Source organism: Streptomyces sp. WAC07094 (assembly GCF_036320405.1).
GTDB lineage: Bacteria > Actinomycetota > Actinomycetes > Streptomycetales > Streptomycetaceae > Streptomyces > Streptomyces lannensis.
Window position 1 is genome coordinate 3,041,888 of the sequence record NZ_JAVMJZ010000001.1, and the last position, 19,570, is coordinate 3,061,457.

At 71.9% G+C, this 19,570-nt stretch carries 12 protein-coding genes and 1 pseudogene; 5 read left to right on the top strand and 8 right to left on the bottom strand.

Annotated features, from left to right (window positions below):
• Positions 1 to 3 precede the first annotated feature (3 nt).
• Complete coding sequence (locus RCR19_RS13305; RefSeq protein ID WP_059128322.1) at positions 4 to 246, top strand: mycoredoxin; 243 nt, start codon at positions 4 to 6, stop codon at positions 244 to 246.
• A gap of 44 nt (positions 247 to 290) precedes the next feature.
• Here the strand turns inward: RCR19_RS13305 and RCR19_RS13310 are convergent, their stop codons facing one another.
• The 7 genes and pseudogenes from RCR19_RS13310 to RCR19_RS13340 form a co-directional block, all read right to left on the bottom strand.
• Positions 291 to 902 carry a class I SAM-dependent methyltransferase gene (locus RCR19_RS13310; protein ID WP_331265341.1) on the bottom strand — a complete coding sequence of 204 codons (612 nt, stop codon included), beginning with the start codon at positions 900 to 902 and terminating at the stop codon, positions 291 to 293.
• Between the two features lie 16 nt (positions 903 to 918).
• Positions 919 to 1,872 carry an NAD(+) diphosphatase gene (nudC, locus tag RCR19_RS13315; RefSeq protein ID WP_331265342.1) on the bottom strand — a complete coding sequence of 318 codons (954 nt, stop codon included), beginning with the start codon at positions 1,870 to 1,872 and terminating at the stop codon, positions 919 to 921.
• A gap of 152 nt (positions 1,873 to 2,024) precedes the next feature.
• Positions 2,025 to 3,428: a dipeptidase gene (locus tag RCR19_RS13320; protein ID WP_331265343.1), complete on the bottom strand. Its 1,404-nt coding sequence runs from the start codon at positions 3,426 to 3,428 to the stop codon at positions 2,025 to 2,027.
• Between the two features lie 10 nt (positions 3,429 to 3,438).
• Entirely contained in the window at positions 3,439 to 7,185 is a 3,747-nt protein-coding gene (locus RCR19_RS13325; RefSeq protein ID WP_331265344.1) for an ATP-dependent DNA helicase, read from the bottom strand.
• Between the two features lie 143 nt (positions 7,186 to 7,328).
• Positions 7,329 to 10,662, bottom strand: a pseudogene (locus RCR19_RS13330) (ATP-dependent DNA helicase).
• A complete protein-coding gene (locus RCR19_RS13335) occupies positions 10,659 to 10,868 on the bottom strand; it encodes a hypothetical protein (protein ID WP_331265345.1) in 210 nt (69 codons plus the stop codon). Before RCR19_RS13335 ends, RCR19_RS13330 begins: the two are co-directional and overlap by 4 nt.
• A gap of 102 nt (positions 10,869 to 10,970) precedes the next feature.
• Positions 10,971 to 11,333 carry an MGMT family protein gene (locus tag RCR19_RS13340; RefSeq protein WP_331265346.1) on the bottom strand — a complete coding sequence of 121 codons (363 nt, stop codon included), beginning with the start codon at positions 11,331 to 11,333 and terminating at the stop codon, positions 10,971 to 10,973.
• Positions 11,334 to 11,519: 186 nt separating this feature from the next.
• Between RCR19_RS13340 and RCR19_RS13345 the strand changes: the two genes are divergently transcribed.
• The 4 genes from RCR19_RS13345 (at position 11,520) to RCR19_RS13360 (ending at position 18,211) form a co-directional block, all read left to right on the top strand.
• Entirely contained in the window at positions 11,520 to 14,339 is a 2,820-nt protein-coding gene (locus RCR19_RS13345; protein ID WP_331265347.1) for a lysylphosphatidylglycerol synthase transmembrane domain-containing protein, read from the top strand.
• A 124-nt stretch (positions 14,340 to 14,463) separates the two neighbouring features.
• A complete protein-coding gene (locus RCR19_RS13350; RefSeq protein WP_331265348.1) occupies positions 14,464 to 16,029 on the top strand; it encodes an alpha/beta hydrolase in 1,566 nt (521 codons plus the stop codon).
• Positions 16,030 to 16,193: 164 nt separating this feature from the next.
• The gene (locus RCR19_RS13355; protein WP_331265349.1) at positions 16,194 to 17,729 is read left to right on the top strand and encodes an alpha/beta hydrolase; all 1,536 of its coding nucleotides are present in this window, start codon (positions 16,194 to 16,196) and stop codon (positions 17,727 to 17,729) included.
• Between the two features lie 95 nt (positions 17,730 to 17,824).
• Complete coding sequence (locus RCR19_RS13360) at positions 17,825 to 18,211, top strand: DUF4440 domain-containing protein (protein ID WP_331265350.1); 387 nt, start codon at positions 17,825 to 17,827, stop codon at positions 18,209 to 18,211.
• Positions 18,212 to 18,332: 121 nt separating this feature from the next.
• Here the strand turns inward: RCR19_RS13360 and moeZ are convergent, their stop codons facing one another.
• Positions 18,333 to 19,511 carry an adenylyltransferase/sulfurtransferase MoeZ gene (gene moeZ, locus RCR19_RS13365; RefSeq protein ID WP_059128333.1) on the bottom strand — a complete coding sequence of 393 codons (1,179 nt, stop codon included), beginning with the start codon at positions 19,509 to 19,511 and terminating at the stop codon, positions 18,333 to 18,335.
• Positions 19,512 to 19,570: the final 59 nt, after the last annotated feature.

The window sequence follows — 19,570 nt, forward strand, 5'->3', positions numbered from 1 at the left end:
GACATGCCGGGCACTGTGACGATGTACAGCACTTCGTGGTGTGGCTACTGCCGTCGGCTGAAGAGCCAGATGGACCGTGAGGGCATCACGTACAACGAGATCAACATCGAGCAGGACCCGGAGTCCGCGGCGTTCGTGGAGAAGGCGAACGGCGGCAACCAGACGGTCCCGACCGTGCTGTTCGCGGATGGTTCGACCCTCACGAACCCGTCGCTCGCGCAGGTCAAGCAGAAGATCGGCGCCTGACCGCTTCGCGGTTGCGGCTTGGCAGGAGGCGGTCCCCGGGATCCTCAGGGGCCGCTTCTTCGCGGTTTGTCCCACACCAGCGTGTAGCGCCACAGGAGCCGGCGGCGGAAGCTGCAACCCGGCAGCAGGTGGGACGCGGCCTCGCGGATCTGGGTCCAGTGCATGTTCGGGTCCTCGAGGGGCATTCCGGCCGGGCCGCGCTTTCCCCCTTTGAGCAGCGCGCGGAGCCTGCTCGCGGGCATGCCGCACCCGCTGATCACCCAGTCCGTGAACGTCCGGTCGTACGCCAGGCCGACGATCATCAGTCGTCCGCCGGGGGTCAGCAGCCGTTCGAGGGCCGCCACGGCGTCCTCGAAGACGGTGTGGTGGACGACGGCGACCGCGCTGACGAAGTCGTACGCAGCGGCCGGCAGTGCGGCCGTGTCGAGGTAGTCCCCCTCCACGAAGGTGACGTTCGGGGGCGTCTCCTGCCGGGCGAGTCGGATCATGTCGGGCGAACGGTCCACGCCCGTCACGGATCCGGCCCGGTCCGCGAGCTTGCGGGCGAGCAGCCCGTCTCCGCAGCCGACGTCCAGTGCCGCCCGGCAGCCTTGCGGCACGGCGGTGAGCACGGCGCGGTGGTAGTGGACGTCCTGGTTCCAGTACGGGTCGCTCACGGTGTGCGCCCCGAGGTCAGACGCTCCTGGTCGGCAGGGGCTTGCCGTACCACAGCTCGATCAGGCGTGCGGCGATGGAGATGCCGTACGGGGGCAGGACCTCGCCGGACTCGAAGGCGTCGCGCAGTTCCTCGCGGGAGAACCAGCGCGCCTCGTGGATCTCGTCGCCGTCGACCTCGATGTCGGTGGAGGTGGCGCGGGCGAGGAAGCCGAGCATCAGGCTGGACGGGAAGGGCCAGGGCTGGCTGGCGACGTACTCGACCTGGCCGATGGAGACGGCCGCTTCCTCGAAGACCTCGCGGCGCACGGCCTGCTCGATGGACTCGCCGGGCTCCACGAAGCCGGCGAGGGTGGAGAAGCGGCCCTCGGGCCAGTGGACCTGGCGGCCGAGCAGGATCCGGTCCTCGTCGTCGATGACGGCCATGATCACTGCGGGGTCGGTGCGGGGGTAGTGCTCGGCCCCGCAAGCCGGGCAGCGGCGGATGTGACCGGCGGCCGCGATGACGGTGCGTTCGCCGCATCGCGAGCAGAAGCGGTGCATGCGCTGCCAGTTCTCCAGGGCGACCGCGTGCACCATCAGGCCGGCGTCGCGCGGGGACAGCAGCAGGCCCGCTTCGCGCAGGCCCGCAGGGCGCGCGGACTGGTCCATACGGCCGGGCAGGGCGTCCTTCTGGAGCGCGAAGTAGCTGACGCCGTCCTCGTCGGTGCCCAGGAAGTAGCGGTGGGCCTCGGTGAGGGGGGCCTCGAAGGAGGGGGTCATGACGAGCTCGGTCCGGCCGTCGGACGTCTCGTCGATGAGGACCTGGCCGCCGGAGACGACGAAGCAGCGCGTCGTGGGGTGGCTCCACGCCGCGGCGAGCCACGCCTCGTCGAGCCGGTGGTGGGCGGCGCGGTCGATGCCGCTCGGGGCGGTGAGCGAAATGGGTCGCTCGGCGGTGTGGTCGGTCCAGATGGTCACGGGTACTTCCAACTCCCCCGGTGCAGCGGTGGTTTCGGCAGGCGGTTCAGCGGGACGTACGGCTGGAGGGGACCGGGTTCGGTGGACCTTGTGCCTGCGGGGCGGCTCTTCCAGTGTGCCGCGCCCCGCGGGACGGTCGGCCGACCGTCCGGCCCGCGAGATCGTCAGTCCGCACGGTGCCGCCCCTTCCCCAGCTCGCCCCACAGATATGCGGAGGTTTCCACACCTTTGAGGAGCAGATCGAGTTCGACCTTCTCGTTCGGGGCGTGCCAGCCGTCGGAGGGGACGGAGATGCCGAGGAACAGCACGGGCGCGCCGAGCACCTCCTGAAGGTCGGCGGCCGGTCCGGAGCCGCCCTCGCGGGTGAAACGGACGGGCTGCTGGAAGGCGCGCCCCATGGCCCGTACGACGGATTGCAGGGCGGGGTGGTCCAGGGGCGTCAGGCAGGGGCGGGTGGCGGAGCCGAAGGTGATCTCGTACCGGATCCCGGCGGGCACCCGGTCGGCGGCCCAGGCCCGGACGGCCTTCTCTATGTGGTCGGGGTCCTGTCCCGCGACGAGGCGGAAGGAGAGCTTGACCATCGCCGAGGACGGGATGATCGTCTTGCTGCCGGGGCCCTGGTAGCCGCCGCCGATGCCGTTGACCTCGGCGGTGGGGCGGGCCCAGATGCGCTCCAGGGTGGTGTGCCCGGCCTCGCCGTGGATCGCGGTCGACTTCGCGGTCCGCAGCCACTGGATCTCGTCGAAGGGGAGCTCGGCGAAGAGTTCGCGTTCGCGGTCGGTGAGCTCGGTGACGCCGTCGTAGAAGCCGGGTATCGCCACGCGCGCGTGCTCGTCGTGCAGGGCGGCGACCAGCCGGGCGACCTCGGTGGCCGGGTTGGGCACCGCACCGCCGAAGGAGCCGGAGTGGATGTCCTGCCCGGGCCCGTGCAGAGTGATCTCGCATTCGGCCAGGCCCCGCATGCCCGTGCACACGGTGGGGGTGTCGGCGGACCACATGCCGGTGTCGGAGACGATCACGGCGTCGGCCTCGAGCCGGTCCGCGTGCTGCTCGACGAGGGCACGGAAGTTCGGCGAGCCGGACTCCTCCTCGCCCTCGATCAGCAGCTTCAGGTGGACCGCCGGGGAGGTCCGGCCGGTGGCGGCGAGGTGGGCGCGGACGCCGAGTGTGTGGAAGAACACCTGCCCCTTGTCGTCGGCCGCCCCGCGCGCGTGGAGGCGGCCCTCGCGGATCTCCGGCTCGAAGGGGTCGCCGGTCCAGCCGTCCTCGCGGGCGGCGGGCTGAACGTCGTGGTGCCCGTACACGAGGACGGTGGGCGCCTGGGGGTCGTCGGCGGGCCAGTCGGCGAAGACGGCGGGGGCACCCGCGGTCGGCCACACCTCGGCGGTGGGGAATCCGGTCTCCAGGAGCTTGGCGGCGAGCCACTCGGCGCTGCGGCGCACGTCCGCCGCGTGCTCGGGCTGGGCGGACACCGACGGGATGCGCAGCCACTCCACGAGGTCGTCGAGGAAGGCGGCACGGTGGTCGTCGATGTACGTGCGGACGGCACTGTCCGGGGTCTCGCTCATGGTCACGAGCCTATCCGCCCGCGCCGGCATCCTCGTCCGCCGGTTCCTCGGCGGAGGGCTCGCCCAGCAGCAGCCTCTCCAGCGCGGCCCGGTCGGGTAGGTCCTCGGGGTGTACGACCTCCCCCGTGCGGACGTACAGGAACGCGGCCTTGACGGCTTCCGGGGGCACCCCCTGCTGCTCGGCCCAGGCGAGCCGGTACAGGGCGAGCTGGAGCGGGTCGCCGGTGCGGCCGCGGCCGGTCTTCCAGTCGACGATCTCGTACCCCGCCGTGTCGCCGTCGTCCGTGCGGTAGACGGCGTCGATGCGGCCCCGCACCACGCGGCCGGCGATGGCGAGCTGGAACGGGGACTCGACGCGGTACGGGGTGCGGTGCGCGTAGGGGGTGCGTTCGAAGGCGTCCTTGAGGGCCTCCAGATCGCGTTCGTCGGCGATCTCGGCGTCGCCGCCGGGCAGTTCCTCCGGCTCCAGCATGGGCAGTCGCAGTTCCTCGAAGCGCGCCTCGACCCAGGCATGGAATCGGGTGCCCCGGCGCGCGGCGGGTTGCGGGGGGCGCGGCATGGGGCGCGCCAGTTCCTGCGCGAGCCTGTCGGGGTCGGCGGCCAGGCCCAGCACCTGCGACGCGGTCAGGGACGGCGGCAGCGTGACGTCGGTCACGGCCGCTCGGGCGCGCAGCAGCTCTCCGGTGAGGGCGTCCAGGTCGCGGTCCCAGGCGGCGATGGTGCGGGTCTCCTCCGGGGTGGGACCGCTCTCGTCCTCCACGGGGTGCCGGCGGGGATGCGGGACGGTCGGAGCGGCCTCGCCGTGCGGCACGCGTGCGTGGGAGGCGGCCGGCCGGTGTGCGCGGTGGTCCACCGTCCGGGAATCCACGTCGGAGGGGTCCGCGTCCCGGGGATCGTGGGGGAAGCCGTCGTCGAGGCCGCTGTCCGGGAACCCCTCATAGGGGTCGCCGTCGGGGAACCCGCCGTAGGGGCCTTCGCCGGGAAAGCCGATGGGCCCTTCTTCGGGATACCCGTCGTGGCCGCCGTCGGCGAAACCGTCGTAGGGGGCTTCGCCGGAAAGCCCCGTGCCGGGGCCGGCGTCGGGCACGTGTTCGTAGGGGTCCTGCTCCTCGCCGGGGCGGTCGTCGTAGCGGCCTGCGTCCTCGTGGGAGGGTCCGTCGCCGGGGAGATCCTCGTCGTCGGGCGGGGGCGGCCATTCGGGGTCGTCGTACGCGGCGGGGTCGCCGCCCGCCGCGGGGTGGGCTCCGTCGTGCGAGGCGATCGCGTCGAGGTGGCCGAGCACCGTCTCCGCGGCGGCGCGGCGGCGGGCGAGTGCGTCCTCGTCCAGTGGCAGCGGCCAGGCGTGGTCGGCGGAGGCCCGGTGCAGCGCCGGGTTCTCCTCGTCCTCGGCGGGCTCCTCGCTCCAGACCTCGATCTCGCCGTACCCGGCGGCGCAGTGCTCGTAGAGGGCCTGGAGGAAGTCCGAGGGTCCGCGGGGACGCTTCTGGGCGGGCCCCCACCAGTGACCGGAGCCGAGCAGCAGGGAGCGGGGGCGGGTGAGGGTGACGTAGCCGAGGCGCAGCTCCTCGGTGTGCTGGTGCTCCTTCATGGCCTCGTGGAAGGCCTTCAGTCCCCGCGAGTCCCAGGTCGCGACGTCGGGCAGGGTGTCGGCGTCGCCGCGCAGGGCGTGCGGCAGCACCTTGCCCTGGGACGTCCACTTCTCGCGTCCCTGGGTGCTGGGGAAGGCGCCGGTGACCAGCCCGGGGACGGCGACGACGTCCCACTCCAGGCCCTTGGACTTGTGGGCGGTGAGCACCTTGACGGTGTTCTCGCCGCCGGGCAGGGCGTTGTCGAGGCCCTTCTCGTACTGGGCGGCGGTGCGCAGGAAGCCGAGGAAGGCCAGAAGGGAGGCGTCGGGGTCGTTGGCGGCGAACGAGGCGGCGACGTCCAGGAAGTTCGACAGGGTCTCGCGGCGGCGGGCGGCCAGCGCGTGCGGGGAGGCGGACAGCTCCACCTCGAGACCGGTGACGGTGAGGACCCGGTGCAGGACGTCCATCAGCGGATCGGCGAGGGAGCGGCGCAGCTCGCGCAGTTCTGCGGCGAGGCGCGCGAACCGCACGCGCGCGTCGGGCGAGAAGGGGAGGCCGTCGTCCTCCCCCTCCGCCTCGATCGGCAGCTCGAGGAAGGTGTCCAGGGCGTCCGCGAGCGAGGTCACCTCGGAGGGGTCCACGCCCTCGACGGCCGCGGCGAGTCGGCGGTCCATGTCGTCGTCGGCGTCCACGCGCGCGTGCGACACGAGCAGCCGGGCGCGCCGGCCCAGGAGTGCGAGGTCGCGGGCGCCGATGCGCCAGCGCGGGCCGGTGAGCAGGCGGACCAGGGAGGCGTTGGCGCCGGGGTCCTGCAGGACCTCGCAGACGGCGACGAGGTCGGCCACCTCGGGCAGATGCAGCAGTCCGGACAGACCCACGACCTCCACGGGGACGTCACGGGCGACGAGGGCGCCCTGGATCTCCGCGAAGTCGGTCGCCGTGCGGCACAGCACCGCGACCTCCCCGGGCGCCGTGCCGGTACGCACCAGGTGGGCGATGGAGTCGGCGATCCAGTCGATCTCCTCGGCATGGGTGCGCAGCAGTGCGCAGCGGACCTGTCCGTCGTGTTCGGCGCCGGGGGCCGGGCGCAGTGCCTCCACGCCCGCGTGCATCGCGCGCAGCGGCTCGGCGAGCCCGTTGGCCAGGTCGAGGAGCCGGCCGCCGCTGCGGCGGTTCTCGCTGAGCGCCTGGCGGGCCGCGGGGCGGCCGTCCGTGTGCGGGAAGTGCTCGGGGAAGTCGTCGAGGTTGGCGACGGACGCGCCGCGCCAGCCGTAGATGGCCTGGCAGGGGTCGCCCACGGCGGTCACCGGGTGTCCGGTGCCGCCGCCGAACAGTCCGGCGAGCAGCACACGCTGGGCCACCGATGTGTCCTGGTACTCGTCGAGCAGCACGACGCGGAACTCCTCGCGCAGGACGCGGCCGACCTCGGGGATGCGGCCGAGTGCCGCCGAGAGGGCGATCTGGTCGCCGAAGTCGAGGAGGTCGCGCTCCCGCTTGGCCGCGCGGTAGCGGCTCACCAGCTCGGCCAGTTCACGGCGGGCTGCCGCCGTCTCGGGAACCTTGCGCAGCTCCGCGTTGGTGAGCCGGACGCGCTCCAGGGCACGCAGCAGTCCGGCGTCGTGGGCGCGCACCTGTGTGGGCTCCACGAGGTGCTCGGACAGTTCGGAGTCGAGGCTGAGGAGGTCGCTGACGAGGTCGGGGAAGGAGCGGGTCAGGGCCGGGTAGGGGCCGGGCGCCTCGCGCAGCACACGCGCGGCGAGTTGGTAGCGGGTGGCGTCCGCCAGCAGGCGCGAGGTGGGCTCGAGCCCGATGCGCAGGCCGTGGTCGGTCAGCAGGCGGCCCGCGAAGGCGTGGTACGTGGAGATCAGCGGCTCGCCCGGCGGGTGGTCGGGGTCGATCACGTCCGGGTCGGTGACTCCCGCCTTCACGAGCGCCTTGCGCACGCGCTCGGCGAGTTCACCGGCGGCCTTGTTGGTGAACGTCAGGCCGAGGACCTGCTCCGGGGCGACCTGACCCGTGCCCACCAGCCACACCACGCGGGCCGCCATCACCGTCGTCTTGCCCGAGCCTGCGCCGGCCACGATCACCTGTGGGGCGGGCGGCGCCGTGATGCAGGCCGTCTGCTCAGGGGTGAACGGGATCCCGAGGAGCTCCTTGAGCTGTTCGGGATCGGTGATACGGGCGGGCACGACTCAGAGGCTATCGGCGGCCACCGACAGTGGATGCCACCTCACCTGCCGCGCCGGGAGAAGCGCTGGTCAGCACGCGTGGTGCGGTGCATCACAGGGACGGCTCACCGGCACGGCCCTCAGGGGCGGTTCACCAGGTGCCGTCACTCCACGACGTGGCGGCCCTCCGGGCGCGCACTGCACGAGGCGCGGAACGCGCAGTGCGTGCAGTGCTGCCCGGTGGTCGGCGAGAAGCGTTCGTCGAGGACCTTGCCTGCCGCGGTGGCGAGCAGTTCACCGACCCACTCCCCCGCCAACGGCTCCTGGGCCTGCACCTTGGGCACCGTGTCGCCGCCGTCCTTCCGTGCGGCGCCCTGCCGCAACTGGACGAGTTCGGCGCCGCCCGGCTCCGGCGCGCAGACCTCCGAACGCCTCGTCGACGGCGCCCTCACGCACGGCGAGCTGATAGACGGCGAGCTGCGGATGGCGCGCCACCTCGGCGGCGCTGGGGGCCTGCTTGCCGGTCTTGAAGTCGACCACGTAGGCGCGGCCCTCGCCGTCCGCCTCGACACGGTCCATGGAGCCGCGGATGCGCACCTGGTAGTCGCCCTCTTCGAGCGTGATGTCGAAGTCGTGCTCGCTCGCGACGGGTGTGCGTCCGGTGCGGTCCATGACGTGCCACTGAAGGAAGCGTTCGAGTGCCACGCGCGCGTTGGCCTTCTCCTGGTCGGACTTCCACGGTGCGTCGAAGGCGAGGGCGTTCCACACCGAGTCGAGCCGTTCCAGGAGAACGTTCAGGTCGGCGGGGGTACGACCGGAGGCCACCTCGTCGGCGAGCACGTGCACCACGTTGCCGAACCCCTGGGCGGCGGTCGCCGGCGCGTCGGCCTTCACCTCGCGCCCCAGGAACCACTGCAGGGCGCAGGTGTTGGCGAGCTGGTCCAGTGCGCTTCCGGAGAGCACGACGGGCTGGTCGCGATCGCGCAGCGGCACCTTGCTCCGCGTCGGGTCCCACATGCCCCACCAGCGATAGGGGTGTGCGGACGGCACCAGCGGACGGCCGTCGTCGTCGGTGAGCGCGGCGAGCCGGGCGAGCCTGCGGGCGGCGGCCTCCCTGAGGGTGTCGGACGCGCGCGGGTCGACGGTCGTGGCCCGTAGTTCGGCGACGAGCGCGGCGACGGACAGCGGACGGCGGGGGCGCCCGGCGACGTTCCTGGGCTCGACACCGAGTTCGGTCAGGAAACGGGAAGGCTGGTCGCCGTCGTCGGCCGGGGCCTTGACGGCGGTGACGACGAGACGTTCACGCGCGCGTGTGCAGGCGACGTAGAACAGGCGCCGCTCCTCGGCCAGCAGCGCGCCGGGGGTGAGAGGTTCGGCGAGTCCGTCCCGGCCGATGCGGTCGGCCTCCAGCAGGGACCCGCGGCGGCGCAGGTCGGGCCAGAGTCCCTCCTGGACACCCGCGACGACGACCAGACGCCACTGCAGTCCCTTGGAGCGGTGCGCGGTCATCAGGCGTACGGCGTCGGGACGCACGGCGCGCCGGGTGAGCGTGTCGGCGGCGATGTCCTGGGCCTCGATCTCCTCCAGGAAGTTCAGGGCGCCCCGGCCGCCGGTGCGTTCCTCCGCGCGTGCGGCGGTCGCGAACAGCGCGCACACGGCGTCGAGGTCGCGGTCGGCGTTGCGGCCCGCCGCGCCGCCGCGGCGCGAGGAGTTCTCCAGTCGCCTGGGCCAGGGGGTGCCGTCCCACAGCTCCCACAGGGCCTCCTCGGCCGTGCCGCCGCCGGCGAGCCGCTCACGTGCCTTCCTCAGGAGCCCGCCGAGGCGCTGGGCTCCGCGCGCGTAGGCCGGGTCGTGCGCGACCAGCCGCTCGGGCTCGGCAAGTGCCCGGGCGAGCAGTGCGTCGGAGGGCGGGGGCACGGGGTTGCCCGCTGCCCGCTCCTCCTCACGCAGCGCACGGCCCAGGCGGCGCAGGTCGGCGGCGTCCATGCCGGCCAGCGGGGAGGCAAGGAGGGCGAGGGCGGTCTCGGTGTCGAGCCAGGGCTCCGGCTGCGCCTCTTCGGGCCCGGCGCCCTGCTGGCCGGCCTCCCCGGGGGGCGTGCCCGCGGCCTCCGCCCGCGCCACCGCGCGCAGTGCCGTCAGCAGCGGGGTCACGGCCGGTTCGTGGCGCAGCGGCAGGTCGTCGCCGTCGATGTCCAGAGGGACTCCTGCGGCCGTCAGGGCGCGGCGGACCATCGGGATCGTGCGCGTTCCGGCGCGGACCAGGACGGCCATCTCGCCCCACGCGACGCCGTCCTCCAGGTGCGCCCGGCGCAGGATGTCGGCGATGTTGTCCAGTTCCGCACCGGCCGTGGGGCAGGTGAGGACCTCGACCCGGCCGCCGTCGCGCACCGCGCCGAGCTCGCGGTGGGCGCGCACCTTCTCCGCCGGAAGCCGGGTCAGGGGCATGCGCCGGGTCAGCAGCCGGGTCGCGGCCAGGAGGGCGGCGCCGGAGCGGCGGGACGTCCTGAGGACCTCGACGGGCGCCGGGGTGCCGTCCCTGCGCGGGAAGGCGTGCGGGAAGTCCAGGATGCCGCCCACGTCGGCGCCGCGGAACGCGTAGATGGACTGGTCGGGGTCCCCGAAGGCCACCAGCGTGCGGCCGCCGCCCGCGAGCGCCTTCAGGAGGCGGACCTGCGCCGCGTCGGTGTCCTGGTACTCGTCGACGTAGACCGCGTCGTACCGGGCGGCCAGCCGTTCCGCAACCTCGGGGCGACGGGCCAGCAGCACCGCACGGTGGACCAGCTCGGCGTAGTCGATCACTCCCTGGAGATCCAGGACGTCCAGGTACTCCGCGAGGAAGGCCGAGGCGGCCTGCCAGTCGGGGCGGCCGATGCGCTCGGCGAAGCGGCGCAGGGCATGGGGGCCGAGGCCCAGTTCGCGGGTGCGGGCCAGCACGGCGCGGACCTCGTCGGCGAAGCCCCGTGTGGTCAGGCAGGCACGCAGTTCGTCGGGCCAGCGGACGTGCGCGAGGCCGAGGCGCTCCAGGTCGGGCTGGCCGGCCAGCAGCTCCCGCACGGCCACGTCCTGCTCGGGTCCCGACAGCAGCCGCAGGGGCTCGACGAAGAGGTCGCTGTCCTGGTGGGCGCGGAGCAGGGCGTAGCAGAAGGAGTGGAACGTGGTGGCCTGCGGGGCGTGCGCCGCCCCTGTGCGCTGCGCCATCCGGTCGCGCAGGTCGACGGCGGCCCTGCGGCTGAACGTCAGGACCAGGATGCGCTCCGGGTCGCCGCCGCGGGCGATCCGGGAGGCGACGGACTCGACCAGTGTGGTCGTCTTGCCGGTGCCCGGGCCCGCGAGGACGAGCAGCGGGCCGGCCCCGTGGTCAACCACCGTCCGCTGTGCTGCGTCCAGCAGAGGGGGATCCACCCGGACAGGCGGGGTACGCACCAGTCGGTAAGCGCCACGGCTCCCCTGCCGCACCCCGGGGTGCGGCAGGCGCCTGGTGGAGGAAGAGGAGCTCACGTGGTTCGCCGGTCCTGGTCGTCGTGCTCGTGCTTGTCACTGCCGGCGCGGAACGCCGTCGTCGGTGTGTGGTCGTCGGGCAGCAGTCCGAGGGGCTGCCGGGCGGTGACGGGGGGATGAGGGTCGTCACGCGCGTCGTCGACGCTACGCCCGTGCGAACGGCGGAAGCAGGCCTTCCCCTTGGTCCGGCACGCCTCACGGGCCACCGGTGTCCCCCGCGGCACGAACGTAACCCATGCCACAGACGTGCCCTGGTTACCCCGAACGGGCGACAGGCCGTCTCGGGCCCCCTGCGGCGCCGGAAGCCGTCAGGGGTGCCCTTGCGGGCGCTCCTCGCCGTCCCAGCGCGCCCGTCTCACGTCGACCCGGGGCATATGGCCCTCGGCAGCGCGGCTCGCCTCGCGCAGTGCGGTCCCCTCCTCGCGGTAGTGGCCCAGCGCCTCCAGTTCATGGCCGGGCAGCAGCACACCGTCCGCGCGGATGACGCGCCACCAGGGAACCGCGCCTCCGTAGAGCGCCATCACACGACCCACCTGACGCGGTCCGCCCTCCTCCAGCCACTCCGCCACGTCCCCGTACGTCATCACGCGCCCCGGCGGAATACGATCCGCCACGTCAAGGACACGTTCCGCGTATTCCGGCAGGGCGTCCGGCAGGCTCTCCTCGCTCATCCGCCCCATCCTGCCCCACGGGACCGACAATGTGACGTGAGAGCCTCCGGGCTTATGCCTCGCCCCGGGGCGGCGCTTCGGGCAGACTGTGCGCCCCCGCATTTGCACCCTGATGCCCCCGTGTGTCGGGGTGCCATGCCACCATCATGCGGGCGGTGACTGGTGATACGAGATCAAGAAGAGACGATGAAACAGCAGGGTGTGCACCCCGACGACGCGGAGGGCACCTCTGAGGCCTCGTCGCGCCCGGACACCGCCGCAGCCGGACGGACCCGCAACGAAGGCGCCGACGACAAGAAGTTGCAGACCGGCGAAAACGCGCACAATAAGGCACACGACGCGAAGGGGCCGCCGGAGGCCCCGAAGACCGGCCCGCGTCACCAGTCCGAGGAGGACCGCGTCGACGCCCACAACGACGAGGTCGAGGGCGACGAACCGCTGCTCCCCGCGCGCGTGCACCGTCCCTCCGATCTCATGCGCCTCCTGGTGGGCGTGCTCGCGATCGCGGTGCTCCTTGCGATCGCGGCGTTCGCACACGGCACCACATCGGGGCTCGAACAGGACATCAACAAGGGGACCGGGCAGGCACCCGACCTCCTGATCAAGATCGCGGGTCTGGCGTCGAGCATCGCGATCCTTCTGGTGCCGGTCGCCTTCGCGATCGAGCGGCTGATCAAGCGGGACGGGCTGCGGATCGCCGACGGCGTCCTCGCGGCGGTCCTCGCCCACGGGGTGACGCTCGCCACGGACCTGTGGGTCGCCCGGGCGGCGCCGCCCTCCATCCAGGACGCACTCACCCAGCCCTCCCCCGGCGACATCCACGCCCTGACCGACCCGGTGCACGGCTACCTCGCACCCGTCATCGCCTATATGACGGCCGTCGGCATGTCACGCCGACCGCGCTGGCGCGCCGTGCTGTGGGTGGTGCTGCTGCTCGACGCCTTCTCGATGCTGGTCACCGGCTACACCACCCCGTTCTCGATCGTCCTGACGGTCCTGATCGGCTGGACCGTCGCGGCCGGGACGCTGTACGCGGTCGGCTCGCCGAACGTACGGCCCACCGGGCGGACCCTGATGGCGGGCCTGCGCACCGTGGGCTTCCGCCCCGTGACCGCGGCGCGCGAGGACATGCCCGACACGACGGACAGCGGCGACCGCGGCCGGCGCTACTTCGTCACCCTGGAGGACGGCCCGCCCCTGGACGTCACCGTCGTCGACCGGGAGCAGCAGGCCCAGGCCTTCTTCTACCGTGTGTGGCGGCAGCTGACCCTGCGCGGCATCACCACCCGCCGCAGCCTGCAGTCGCTGCGCCAGGCCCTCGAGCAGGAGGCGCTCCTCGCGTACGCGGCCATCGCGGCAGGAGCGAACGCCCCCAAGCTGATCGCGACCTCGGAGCTCGGCCCGGACGCCGTGATGCTCGTCTACGAGCACACCGGCGGCCGAAACCTGGACCAGCTGGCCGACGAGGAGATCACCGACGAGCTGATGCGCGACACCTGGCAGCAGGTGCGCGCCCTTCAGTCACGGCGCATCGCACACCGCCGGCTGGCCGGCGACGCCATCGTGGTGGACGGCTCGGGCGCGGTGATCCTGACGGATCTGCGCAACGGCGAGATCGCGGCCGGCGACCTGGTGCTGCGGATGGACATCGCGCAGCTGCTGACCACGCTCGGGCTGCGCGTCGGTGCCCCGCGCTCGGTGGCGTCCGCGGTCGGCGTGCTCGGCCCGGACGCGGTCGCCGACTGTCTGCCCATGCTCCAGCCCATCGCCCTGACGCGCTCCACGCGCGCGACGCTCAGGAAACTCGCCCGCGAACGGGCGCATCGTGAGCGGGAGGCAGTCCTCGAGGCGTCCCGGCAGGCCAAGGCGGCCCGCCTGGAGGAAGGCCACGAGGGCGCGGAAGTCGTTCTCGACAAGCCCGACAAGAAGGCGGCCCGCGCAGAGCACCGGGCCGAGAAGCGAGCGCTCGACGAGGCGCTCGACGAGGCACGCGAGGAGGATCTGCTCACCCAGATCCGCCACCAGGTGCTGCGGATCCGCCCGCAGGCGCCGGTCGAGCCGGCCCGCCTGGAGCGAGTGCGGCCCCGAACCCTGATCAGTTTCATCGCGGGTGCCATCGGCGCGTACTTCCTGCTCACCCAGTTGACTCACATCGAGTTCGGCACGCTTTTCTCCAGCGCCGAATGGGGCTGGGTGGCGGCGGCCGTGCTCTTCTCCGCCCTCAGTTATGTCGCGGCCGCGATGGCACTGCTGGGCTTCGTGCCCGAGCGGGTGCCGTTCTGGCGGACCGTGGCGGCGCAGGTCGCCGGCTCCTTCGTGAAGATCGTGGCGCCCGCCGCGGTCGGCGGAGTGGCGCTCAACACGCGCTTCCTGCAGCGCGCCGGCGTACGGCCGGGTCTCGCGGTCGCCAGCGTCGGCGCCTCGCAGCTGTTCGGACTGGGCTGCCATGTGCTGATGCTGCTCTCCTTCGGCTATCTCACGGGCACCGAGAAGACACCGTCGCTGTCCCCCTCCCGTACGGTCATCGCGGGCCTGCTGACGGTCGCGGTGCTCGTCCTGGTGGTCACGTCGGTGCCGTTCCTGCGGAAGTTCGTCGTCACGCGCGTGAGGTCGCTGTTCGCGGGTGTCGTGCCGCGCATGCTGGACGTGCTGCAGCGCCCCCAGAAGCTGGTCACCGGTATCGGCGGCATGCTGCTGCTGACCGCGTCGTTCGTGATGTGCCTGGACGCGTCGATCCGGGCGTTCGGTCACGAGGAGCCGACCACTTTGACCCTGGCCAGCGTCGCGGTCGTCTTCCTCGCGGGCAACGCGCTCGGATCGGCCGCGCCGACCCCGGGCGGCGTGGGCGCGGTGGAGGCGACCCTGACCGTCGGCCTCATCGCCGTCGGCCTCCCCAAGGAGGTGGCCGCACCGGCGGTGCTGCTGTACCGGCTGCTGACGCTGTGGCTGCCTGTCCTGCCCGGGTGGCTGTTCTTCAACCATCTGACGCGCAAGGGGTCGCTCTAGTACCGGAGCCAGGTGCGGGCGCCGGCCCCCGTCACGCAAAGCGACACGCGGTTTCCGGCACCCGAACTCACCCGCACGGCCCGCATTCTGAGCGCTTCCCGTCGTGCGCCCGCACGATGGGATCATGTCGAACCCTCACAGGATCCGCGCCGTCTCACTGGCCGCCACCGCTGTCCTCGCAACCCCCCTGCTGACGGGCTGGACCACCGGCCCCGCAACCGGGGCGCCTTCGGACCCGACCGCGAACACGGCCGGTCAGAAGCTGAACTGGAAGGACTGCCCCGCGCCCTCCGCCGCGCAGGGCGGCGGCAGTGCCCCGGCGCCGCTGCCCGACGGCAGCCGATGGCAGTGCGCCACCATGAAAGCGCCCCTGAACTGGGACAACCCCAAGAGCGGCACCATCGACATAGCCTTGATCCGGGTGAAGGCCAGCGGCCCCCCGAGCAAGCGCATCGGCTCCCTCGTCTTCAACTTCGGGGGCCCGGGCGGCTCCGGCGTCAGTACGCTGCCCGCCTTCGCGCAGGACTACGCGGCCCTGCGCACCCGTTTCGACCTGGTGAGCTTCGACCCGCGCGGCGTCGGCCGCAGTTCGCCCGTGATCTGCGAGAACGACCAGCAACTCGACGCGTTCTTCCAGCAGGACGCGACACCCGACACCCCGGCCGAGAAGAAGACGTACCTCTACAACACCGAGCGATTCAACAGGGCCTGCAAGCTGAACTCCGGCAAGGTGCTGCCGTATGTACGCACCACCGACGCCGCCCGGGACATGGACCTGATGCGTCAGGTGCTCGGCGACGCCAAGCTGAACTACTTCGGCATCTCGTACGGCACCGAACTCGGCGGCGTCTACGCCCACCTGTTCCCCGGAAAGCTCGGCCGGGCCGTGCTCGACGCGGTCGTCGACCCGACACAGGACTCGAAACAGAGCGCGCTCGGACAGGCCAAGGGCTTCCAGCTCGCGTTCGACAACTTCGCCCGGAACTGCACCCAGCAGAGCACGGGATGCCCGATCGGCAAGACGCCGCAGGACGTCAGGAACCGCATCACCGCGCTGATCAAGAGGCTCGACAGCAAGCCGATCCCCGGCATCGCGCCCCGGCTGCTCACCCAGACCGCCGCGGTCAACGGCATCGCCGAGGCCCTGTACTCCAAGGACTTCTGGCCGTACCTCACCGAGGGCCTCCAGCAGGCGTACGCCGGCGACGGCAAGGTGCTGATGCTGCTGTCCGACGCGATGAACGGGCGCAGCGACAACGGCCAGTACAGCAATCTGATCCCCGCGAACATCGCCATCAACTGCGCGGACCAGAAGGCGCGCTACACCACCGCGGACGTGAAGGCGAGCCTGCCGCAGTTCCGGGCCGCGTCCCCGCTGTTCGGCGATCTCCTGGCCTGGGGAATGGTCAGCTGCACCGACTGGTCGGTCGCGGGAGCGGCCACCCATCCGAACGTGAGCGCGCCCGGTGCCCCGCCGATCCTGGTCGTCGGCAACACCGGTGACCCCGCCACCCCGTACGAGGGCGCGAGGAGGATGGCGCAGGCGCTGGGCAAGGGTGTCGGCATCGAGCTGACCTACCACGGCCAGGGGCACGGCTCCTACGACAGCGGGAGCAAGTGCGTGCAGAACGCCGTGAACAACTATCTGCTGAACGGACTGGTCCCAAGGGCCGGTACCGTCTGCTACTGATCCCGCCGGCTCCCGGTGGCGACCCTTCCTCGACCGGCGCACAATCACAGGAAAAGCGCAGGTCAGTGACTTATCCACAGGCGGGCATGGTCTCGGCCGGGCCCGCCTACTATGGCCTGACTGCTCCTCGCGTCTCCGTGCGGGGAGCTCGTCAGGGGGTGCACATGCCACGTTTCGCATGGTGGACGGCCGCGGTCGCCGCGGCGGCGCTGCTGACAGGCTGCGGCGGTTCGTCCGGCGCGTCGGACGACGACGCGAAGCGCGGGTCCGACGACGCGTTCTCGGCGTCCGCTCCCGCCACGTCCTCCGGCCTGCCCTCCTCCCTCACTTCCCAGAAGCTCGACTGGGGTCGCTGCAAGGGCGCCTCCGCGCCGTCCGGCGACTGGCAGTGCGCGACGGTGAAGGTGCCTCTGGACTGGTCGAAGCCCGGCGGTGAGACCATCGGCGTGGCACTGATCCGCTCCAAGGCCACCGGAGACGGCCGCATGGGCTCGCTCCTGTTCAACTTCGGCGGTCCCGGAGGGTCGGGCGTCTCGATACTGCCGTCGTACGCGAACGTCGTCTCCAAGCTCCACGAGCGCTATGACCTGGTGAGCTGGGATCCGCGCGGGGTCGGCGCCAGCGAGGGGATCCGCTGCCGCAGCGACAAGGCGATCCAGGCGGCCGAGACCGTCGACACCACTCCGGACAACTCCGCCGAGGAGACGGCGTATCTCCGCGACGCCGCCGACTTCGGCAAGGGCTGCGCCAAGGCCGCCGGAAAGCTGCTCGCGCATGTGTCGACCACCGACACGGCGCGCGACATGGACCTGATCCGCGAGGTGCTCGGCGACCGCAAGATGCACTACTTCGGCATCTCCTACGGCACCGAACTCGGCGGTGTGTACGCCCATCTGTTCCCGACCCACATCGGCCGGTCCGTACTCGACGCGGTCGTGGACCCGACGGCCGACAGTGTGGGCCACGCCAAGAACCAGACCCTCGGCTTCCAGCGGGCGCTTGACGATTACCTCAAGTCGACCGGCCAGGACCCGAAGCAGGGTTCCCGGGAGATCGCGGACCTGCTGAAGCGGATCGACGCCAAGCCGCTGCCGACCTCCTCCGGGCGCAAGCTCACCCAGAGCCTGGCCCTCACCGGCATCGTCCTGCCGCTCTACAGCAAGGACAGCTGGCCCGCGCTCACCATCGCCCTGCAGTCGGCCCAGTCGGGCGACGGCTCGGAGCTGCTGAGGCTCGCCGACTCCTACAACGAGCGGGACGCCTCGGGCCGCTACGGCACGACGACGCACTCCCAGCGGGTCATATCGTGTCTCGACGACAAGCAGCGGCCGACGGCGCAGCAGATGAAGAAGCTGCTGCCGGAGTTCGAGAAGATCTCCCCCGTGTTCGGCGACTTCCTGGGCTGGGACACGGCCGGTTGGTGTCACGACTGGCCGGTGGCCGGGGAGTTCGACCATCCCGAGGTCAGCGCCCCGGGAGCGGCGCCCGTCCTGGTGGTGGGCAACACCGGGGATCCCGCGACGCCGTACGAGGGCGCGCAGAAGATGGCCGACGGGCTCGGCAAGGGCGTCGGCGTCCTGCTCACATGGAAAGGCGAGGGACACGGGGCGTACGGGAGCGGCAGCGACTGCGTCGACTCGGCTGTGAACGCCTATCTGCTGAACGGCACTGTCCCGGCGGAGGGCAAGGTCTGCTCATGACGATCGCGAGGGCTTCGGGCATCGCGGCGCCCGAAGCCCTCGGGCAAAGTGTCGGCGCCCGCCCCGGTGGCGGCCGGCCGGGCGAGGATGGGCCCATGGACAGTGCGACGGACGATGTGAGCCAGGCCATCGCGGGCGAGTTGCTTCTCATGGACCCGGATGTGCGTGCCTCGCGCGAACGTGCCGGGCGGCTTCTCGACCCGGAGTTCGTCGAGGTCGGCGGGTCGGGACGGCGGTGGACGTACGAGTCCATGCTCGCCGAACTGGCCGGGCTTGCCGGCAGCGGGGAGGACGGTCCGCGCTACGAGCCCTCGCGGATCTCGGGGGTGCTGCTCGCGCCGGGGCTGGTGCATCTGACGTTCGAGACCATGATCGGTGAGCGCAGGACCAGGCACAGTTCGATCTGGCGCAAGGGGGACGGAGCCGGGGGCTGGCGGATGTACTACCACCAGGCGACGCGCGTGCCACCCGGTGTGGACTGACTGCCGGGGCGTTCGCTGCCCGTGCGCGGCGGCCGAGGGCGACCGGTCATGGCACAGGCCCACGGCAGCTGGACTGGTCGCAGCCGTGGGCCTGTTGTGTCTCGCCGGTACGCCGTAGGGGTCAGTACACGGGCTTGTCGGGCTCGATCTGGTTGACCCAGCCGATCACGCCGCCGCCCACGTGGACCGCGTCCGCGAAGCCCGCCGACTTCAGCACGGCGAGGACTTCCGCACTGCGGACACCCGTCTTGCAGTGCAGGACGATCTTCTTGTCCTGCGGGAGGCTCTCCAGCGCGGTGCCCATGAGGAACTCGTTCTTCGGGATCAGCCGGGCACCCGGGATGGAGACGATCTCGTACTCGTTCGGCTCGCGGACGTCGATGATCTCGATGTTCTCGCCGTCGTCGATCCACTCCTTGAGCTGCTTGGGAGTGATCGTCGAGTCGGCGGCGGCCGCCTGGGCCTCCTCGGAGACGACGCCGCAGAAGGCCTCGTAGTCGATGAGCTCGGTGACGGTCGGGTTCTCGCCGCAGACCGCGCAGTTCGGGTCCTTGCGGACCTTGACCTGGCGGTACTGCATCTCCAGGGCGTCGTAGATCATCAGCCGGCCGACGAGCGGCTCACCCGTGCCGGTGAGGACCTTGATCGCCTCGGTCACCTGGATGGAGCCGATGGACGCGCACAGCACGCCGAGGACGCCGCCCTCGGCGCAGGACGGGACCATGCCCGGCGGCGGGGGCTCCGGGTACAGGCAGCGGTAGCAGGGGCCGTGCTCGGACCAGAAGACGGAGGCCTGGCCGTCGAAGCGGTAGATCGAGCCCCACACGTACGGCTTGTTCAGCAGCACGCACGCGTCGTTGACCAGGTAGCGCGTGGCGAAGTTGTCCGTGCCGTCGACGATCAGGTCGTACTGGCTGAAGATGTCCATCACGTTGTCGGCCTCGAGCCGCTCCTCGTGAAGGATCACGTTCACATAAGGATTGATGCCCTGCACCGAGTCACGCGCGGACTCGGCCTTCGAGCGGCCGATGTCGGCCTGGCTGTGGATGATCTGCCGCTGCAGGTTCGACTCGTCGACCTCGTCGAACTCCACGATCCCCAGCGTTCCCACGCCGGCCGCGGCCAGGTACATCAGCGCGGGCGAGCCCAGACCGCCCGCGCCCACACAGAGCACCTTCGCGTTCTTCAGCCGCTTCTGCCCGTCCATCCCGACATCGGGGATGATCAGGTGGCGGGAGTACCTGCGGACCTCGTCTACGGTGAGCTCGGCAGCCGGCTCAACCAGGGGTGGCAGCGACACGGGGACTCCGTTGGTCGGTCAATCACTACGGTTGTTCACCCGTAACACTGCCACGCCCT

What these genes read in the sequence shown, in the direction of transcription:
- RCR19_RS13305 (WP_059128322.1), top strand. Translation starts at nt 4, where the DNA reads ATGCCGGGCACTGTGACGATGTACAGCACTTCGTGGTGTGGCTACTGC.
- RCR19_RS13320 (WP_331265343.1), bottom strand. Translation starts at nt 3,428, where the DNA reads ATGAGCGAGACCCCGGACAGTGCCGTCCGCACGTACATCGACGACCAC.
- RCR19_RS13340 (WP_331265346.1), bottom strand. Translation starts at nt 11,333, where the DNA reads ATGAGCGAGGAGAGCCTGCCGGACGCCCTGCCGGAATACGCGGAACGT.
- RCR19_RS13345 (WP_331265347.1), top strand. Translation starts at nt 11,520, where the DNA reads ATGAAACAGCAGGGTGTGCACCCCGACGACGCGGAGGGCACCTCTGAG.
- RCR19_RS13350 (WP_331265348.1), top strand. Translation starts at nt 14,464, where the DNA reads ATGTCGAACCCTCACAGGATCCGCGCCGTCTCACTGGCCGCCACCGCT.
- RCR19_RS13355 (WP_331265349.1), top strand. Translation starts at nt 16,194, where the DNA reads ATGCCACGTTTCGCATGGTGGACGGCCGCGGTCGCCGCGGCGGCGCTG.
- RCR19_RS13360 (WP_331265350.1), top strand. Translation starts at nt 17,825, where the DNA reads ATGGACAGTGCGACGGACGATGTGAGCCAGGCCATCGCGGGCGAGTTG.